The following is a 5,689-nucleotide window of genomic DNA, read 5'->3' on the forward strand; positions in this document are numbered from 1 at the left end:
AAATAGGCATCTTCAAAATATAAATGCAAATACTTCTTCTGATTATCATCTGTAGAAAGAAGCATTTCAATAGTTCCATTGTGAGTCTCTGCTCTATTAAACATCCAATTGTAAAAAAACAAATCATCATCACCTTGTGCTGGCATAACGAACTTTATAAGTCCGCTCTGAGGTCTTGATGATGGCTTTCCGCTTTCGTCTAATGATTGATAGAATTCATATTCACATTCTATCAATTCATATTTTTTACCTCCATATGACTCAACTTCAGCAGCTGTAGATTTCTGCTGATCCATGATTAGAGTTGCTTTAAATGCCATAAAACAGAATTGTTAGTAATGAGGATGTATCAATTTATATTAGATACATCCTCATAAGTTATTGAATTAAAGTGCCCAATGGTTATCGTATTCAACACTTCCCTTACCTGTTACGGTTAACTGTCGGCAAGTAATGGTAATACTCTCATACATACGATCTGTATTAGTATCATCATAAACCTCTTCATAGCTAACACAATATGCGTCAATGAACGAAAGAGTCTTCATAATACCACCAAGTTTATTTGGCCATGTGATTGTACCATTTTTAGAGCCATAAGAATCACATGTCCATTCCAACAAATCGGTATTACCTGCATCTGTTGATTTTACTTTTAGGTTGATTACACCGCCGCGAGTCGTGCCAGTAGGCTGACCTTCTACGTCAATCTGTTGATTGAACTGATACTGTACATAAGTCACTTCACGATCTTCACATCCGTCAACTTTAAGTTGAGCTGTTCTTGGAGCTGCCATAATTTTACTGATTTTTAATTAATAAGTAATTTATTTGATTTCATTTGTCCATTCCGTAACACCATTATCTCCATTGTGGCCTGTTAGCTTGATATAGAAATTTTTGGCTGCAAAGAATGGTTTAAGTTCTATTTCAATTTCAATATCTTTAGTCTTTTCATTACGGACTATTTTGGGGTTTGAATATCCTTCAATCAGTTTGCCTGGTCCCTTGTAATCTTCAAGAAAATCAATTACCTGTTCACGGATTTCCTGTGCAAGTTTACCATTCCAATTTTTGAAAGCTTCATAATTGAAAAAATGAGAAAATACTTTGCCTATCCAATCGAATACACGAACAATCGGATATTCCTGTAGTCCAATTGTTGCACCATTGTACAGTGAACGATTAGAGAATGCCATTACTCTGTTTTCTTCAAATGTCATTGGTACAACACCTTTGTCAATCAATGCAGTCAATTCAGATTTTAATAAATCCAGTCGGGTTCCTTTTGCCATATCTATCGTACCATATTTCTTTCCAGCAATTCCTTGAGATATAGGAGTCTCTTCAGTATTACTCATACGACCAGCGATAGCAGCAGAAGGTGGAAGATATAGATCTTCTTCATCTTCATTTGATTCATCAGATTTTTTACGGCCTAAAATATAGTTACAAGCCATGATTACATTTGCCAAATATGCATCTGTGTCACTTAGGTTAGCTTTGTCTAATCCCTTATTCAACAATTTAAGGGTAGGGGAATCTGCATAATCTGTCACCAGCATGACTTTATTTCGATAAGCCATTTGCCCCCACATATTTACTATTTGCTTACTTCCAAGATAGCCTGGACTTACAAGCAGTGAATAATTATCTTTTAGTGAAAGACGGTCAAAGCTACTTTTGAGCTCATCACGTACTTTTGCAAATACCTTTCCATCGGGATCGCCCAAATCTTCCTTGTCTACATTTATCAAGTTAAGACATTTTAATTTCGATTGACCTGAATTGGCAAAAAACTCACCGAGTGAGCGATAGGCAATTTCCAATTTCTGTGTTTGTTCGTGAACAAGGCCTAAGTTTTGAAGCAGATTCTTTTCTGCAGCATTAGCCGACTCCTGACATTTATCAACTGCTTCAGTTGCTGTCTTTGCATCACTATCAAGAATATTCAGCCACATGAGCAAATCTGTTTTTAGATGTTTACGCTGTTCCGCAAATTCACTATCTTGTAAAAATATTCTTTTAGCTGCCCTATTATCAGGATTCATATTCTCCAATCCTTCTGCCATAGTTTCCAAAAGATCAAAATCTCCAAAATCTTCTAATTTTTCGAGACTTTCTTTAAGACGTTCTGCCGGATTCTCGATTTTCTTTATCTCATCCAGATAAGCACTTTTTGTATCTAATACAGAATTAGTGGCTTGAAGCTGTGGTTTCAATTCTTCTGACATATTTGTATCTGAATATATTGTTTCTAATATAAAATTTAATTTTTTTCCAACTCTGCAAGTAAAGCTTGTAATGCAACTATCAGATGCTTTCTGCTTTCTTCATTTTCATATGCACGACGAAGTATTTTGTTTTTAATAAGTTGTTGCTCTATTGTTTTATAGGAATCAACAGCAGATTTCTGTTGTGCCAAGTAAGGACTCTGTTTAATAAGTTCCTTATCGTCAAAATCTTTAATTGCATTAAATTTGAAGTTTTCTTTTACAGGTTTTCCTTCCAAATCTAACATCTGAACATTCTTTTTTTCAGGCTTATAAAAGTTAAAAACATCTTCCATTGTTTCCGGTTGGAAAACATCGCCTGGTTTAACTGGAGCCATGTCTGTAAATTGGTCTACATAGAGAGTTTTATTTTGAGGGAACTCAATAATCCCATCTACGGCCTCTGCATCGAGGACTTTAGAAATTACAGTTTTTGTTGCCATATTAATTATTATTTTAGTTGTTTTCTGAATGAGATATATTCCACTTTAATTCATTACTTTCATTTAAGGTAAGAGTTATATCATCACCTTCTACAAGTTCACCTGATATTATCATTTTAGATAAAGGACGACGAATGTCTTTTCTTAAAATTCCAAGTATAGGACGAGCTCCATATTGCGCATTAAACCCATCCATTGCTATTTTGTGAATCGCCTTATCATCAACAGTGAGAGTTATATTTTGCTCGTTTAATGTTTTAAGCAACCCTTTTAAATGAATATTGAAGATCATAGTAACTATCTTCTCATTTATCGGAGCAAATGGCACTATCTCAGTAAGTCGTGCTAGGAATTCCGGCCTAAAATAGCCTTGCATCACTTCCAACATATCATTATGAGTAGGTATTCGATTGTGTTCAAATTGTTCAAATACATATTGACTCCCTATATTTGAAGTGAATATTATGAGTGAATTTGAGAAGTCTCCCACGCGTCCTAATCTATCATGAAGTTTTCCTTCGTCTAGTATTTGAAGAAATAAATCAAATACAGAGCGATGAGCTTTCTCAATCTCATCAAAAAGTACAATGGAATAAGGTTTTTTGCGAATTTGATTTACAAGCAAACCACCTTCTTCATAACCTACATATCCAGGAGGGGCTCCATAAAGCAATGCTACAGAATGTTCTTCTTTATATTCAGACATGTCAAATCTAAGAATAGCCGTGTCGTCTTGAAATAAGAATTCTGCAAGAGCTTTGGCTAATTCTGTCTTACCTGTTCCGGTTGGTCCTAGGAAAAAGAAACTTCCTATAGGCTGGCCCTTTTTATTCAAGCCAGAACGTGATTCGTATATTGAATCCAATACAGCTTTAATAGCATGGTCTTGACCTACTACACGTCTCTTCAAAATTTCCTCTGCATTTACCAGACGTTCGCGTTCTGCAGCTTGAACATCTCCTAATGGAATGCCTGTTTTTTGTGAAACTACCTCCATGAGATCTCCAACCTGAACTACATCGCGCTTCTCCTCTTTATTTGAATCATTTTTAATTTTAACCAGAGCCATTGTGCGATCTATCAAATCAATAGCGGAATCAGGAAGATGTTTTTCGCTAAAATATCTTTTTGCTAAACGTATTGAGTTAATAATAAAGTCATCAGAAGTTTTTAATTCATGAAAGTTTTCAAATGACTTAATTACCGTTTTAAGAATGCTGGTGGTTTTTTCTATCGAAGGTTCATCGATGATTATACGCTCAAATTTACTTGTAATCTCCTTATCAGTTTCGATGTTTTTTGTGTAACCTTCAATAGATGATGTGCATATACATAATAGACCTTGATTTAATGATGATTTAAACACATTAATTGCACCATTCAATGTGCCTTGTTTGTCCATTAATTTACTAAACGATTCAATTACAAGTATGGCATTATCCATATTAATAAGTTCATCAAGAACTTTTTTTAATCGTCCTTCAATTTCATTTTTGTATGAAACTCCAATGGACAAAGCTATTGTATCAAGTTCATAAATTTGAGCATTCGACAAATAAGATGGCGTTTTACCATTTGCAACAGATTGTACAAAAGCATTGACTAAAGAGGTTTTACCAACACCTGATTCACCCGTAATCAATATATTTGCTTTTGTTTTTCTACATAAAATACCATAAATCTCACCGAGTTCTTTTTCGAAACCAACGATTTGAGGTATTTTCCCACATTCTTGTTCCTGGTTCTTTAAAATGCAATAAGATTCAATACTTTTTTTACCAATGCTTTTTTTAAAAGAATTTGCTTTATTTGAAGATGATGTGATAGTAGTTGTATTTAAACCACCAATTGCAACCATAATATCATCTTTTTGAAGTGGCAACGTTTTAAGTTGTTCAAACGAAAAACCAACCCCAGGAGTAACTATCGCTATAAGCAATGATATTGGATCTATCTTATCTTTTTTTGTAGAGATACGAATGCTGTCTGCTTCATTTATAACAGCCTTGGTAGTAGCAGAAAAACTTTTTGCATGAGACGAGTCGGTGTCTTTTTTTAACATTCTAATTCTCATGTCTGCCCAGTCAAGAATGTAGTAGTAATCAGCATTCAGAGCTTTTTCGATAAAAGCAATCAAGCCAACATCTTTATGAAGTAAAGCTTTTAGCACATGGGCTGGTTCAATAGCCGCATTCATGTTTTCTTTAGAATATGCTTCTGCTATTTGGAATACCTCTATTGCTCCTTCATTATAGCCATCTAACTTGTCCATCATATTCAAAACGTTTTAATCTATTGTTGCTTATTTATTACGTTGATGATTATATATCCTTCAATTCCTTGAATATAAAGGACATAGTCACCTTCTTCTTCTAACTTAAAGGATATTCTGATATTACCTAAAGGAGTTTCTTCTCGCTTAAAAGGTAAGTTAGATTGAAATAAGTCCTGATAAGTGATTACTGGTGCCAACAATGTTACATTTTTTTTGCCTATTTGTTTGGTTATACTTTCATCATGAGCTTTTACCAATACAATAGAAGAATCATTGTTGACTAAATTTGCTTCAATAACAACAGATTCTCCAACAGGAAGTTGTGCAGAAACAATATCACCCAATATTAAAAATTGATTATTCACTTCAAGTTTTGCAAAATAAGCAGCCTTACCGTTTAATAGAATCTCACCTTCTTTTAGGGCCTTATCGTATGCAGCAATATATTTGGTATTTGGTATCTTTGAATAAGAAAGAATATCATTCATCGATATTATACGATTACTTCCATCTTCAAACTCTATTACAAGTTCTCTACTCAATGTTCTTGATGAAATAAATCCCTCCAAAAAAGAATTGTCTTTTTTTAATTGTATTTTATCCAATAATTGTATTTGTGACCACAAATCAAAACGGTCATTTAATTTTTTTGTTATGATTTTTTTTATCTGGGTGAATTTGAATGATAATATTTCTCC

6 protein-coding genes are annotated in these 5,689 nt (G+C 33.9%); all 6 read right to left on the reverse strand.

The genetic code is table 11. From position 1 onward, the window contains the following. Nucleotides 1-320 (reverse strand): type VI secretion system tube protein TssD (gene tssD / locus I6E24_RS15100; protein WP_235329407.1); only part of this gene is annotated, 320 nt, incomplete at its 3' end. A gap of 66 nt (nt 321-386) precedes the next feature. Next, nucleotides 387-797 carry a type VI secretion system tube protein TssD gene (gene tssD, locus I6E24_RS15105; RefSeq protein WP_087248497.1) on the reverse strand — a complete coding sequence of 137 codons (411 nt, stop codon included), beginning with the start codon at nt 795-797 and terminating at the stop codon, nt 387-389. A gap of 30 nt (nt 798-827) precedes the next feature. Then, nucleotides 828-2,234, reverse strand: a complete 1,407-nt coding sequence (locus I6E24_RS15110; RefSeq protein ID WP_235329408.1) for a DUF5458 family protein — start codon at nt 2,232-2,234, stop codon at nt 828-830. Nucleotides 2,235-2,269: 35 nt separating this feature from the next. Next, the gene (locus tag I6E24_RS15115; protein WP_235329410.1) at nt 2,270-2,716 is read right to left on the reverse strand and encodes a hypothetical protein; all 447 of its coding nucleotides are present in this window, start codon (nt 2,714-2,716) and stop codon (nt 2,270-2,272) included. Between the two features lie 13 nt (nt 2,717-2,729). Beyond that, on the reverse strand, nt 2,730-4,991 hold the full coding sequence (locus tag I6E24_RS15120; protein WP_235329412.1) for an AAA family ATPase: 2,262 nt from the start codon (nt 4,989-4,991) through the stop codon (nt 2,730-2,732). A 17-nt stretch (nt 4,992-5,008) separates the two neighbouring features. After that, a partial coding sequence (locus I6E24_RS15125; protein WP_235329414.1) for a hypothetical protein occupies nt 5,009-5,689 on the reverse strand: 681 nt, incomplete at its 5' end.

Source organism: Bacteroides caecigallinarum, from assembly GCF_021530995.1.
Classification (GTDB): Bacteria; Bacteroidota; Bacteroidia; order Bacteroidales; family Bacteroidaceae; genus Phocaeicola; species Phocaeicola faecigallinarum.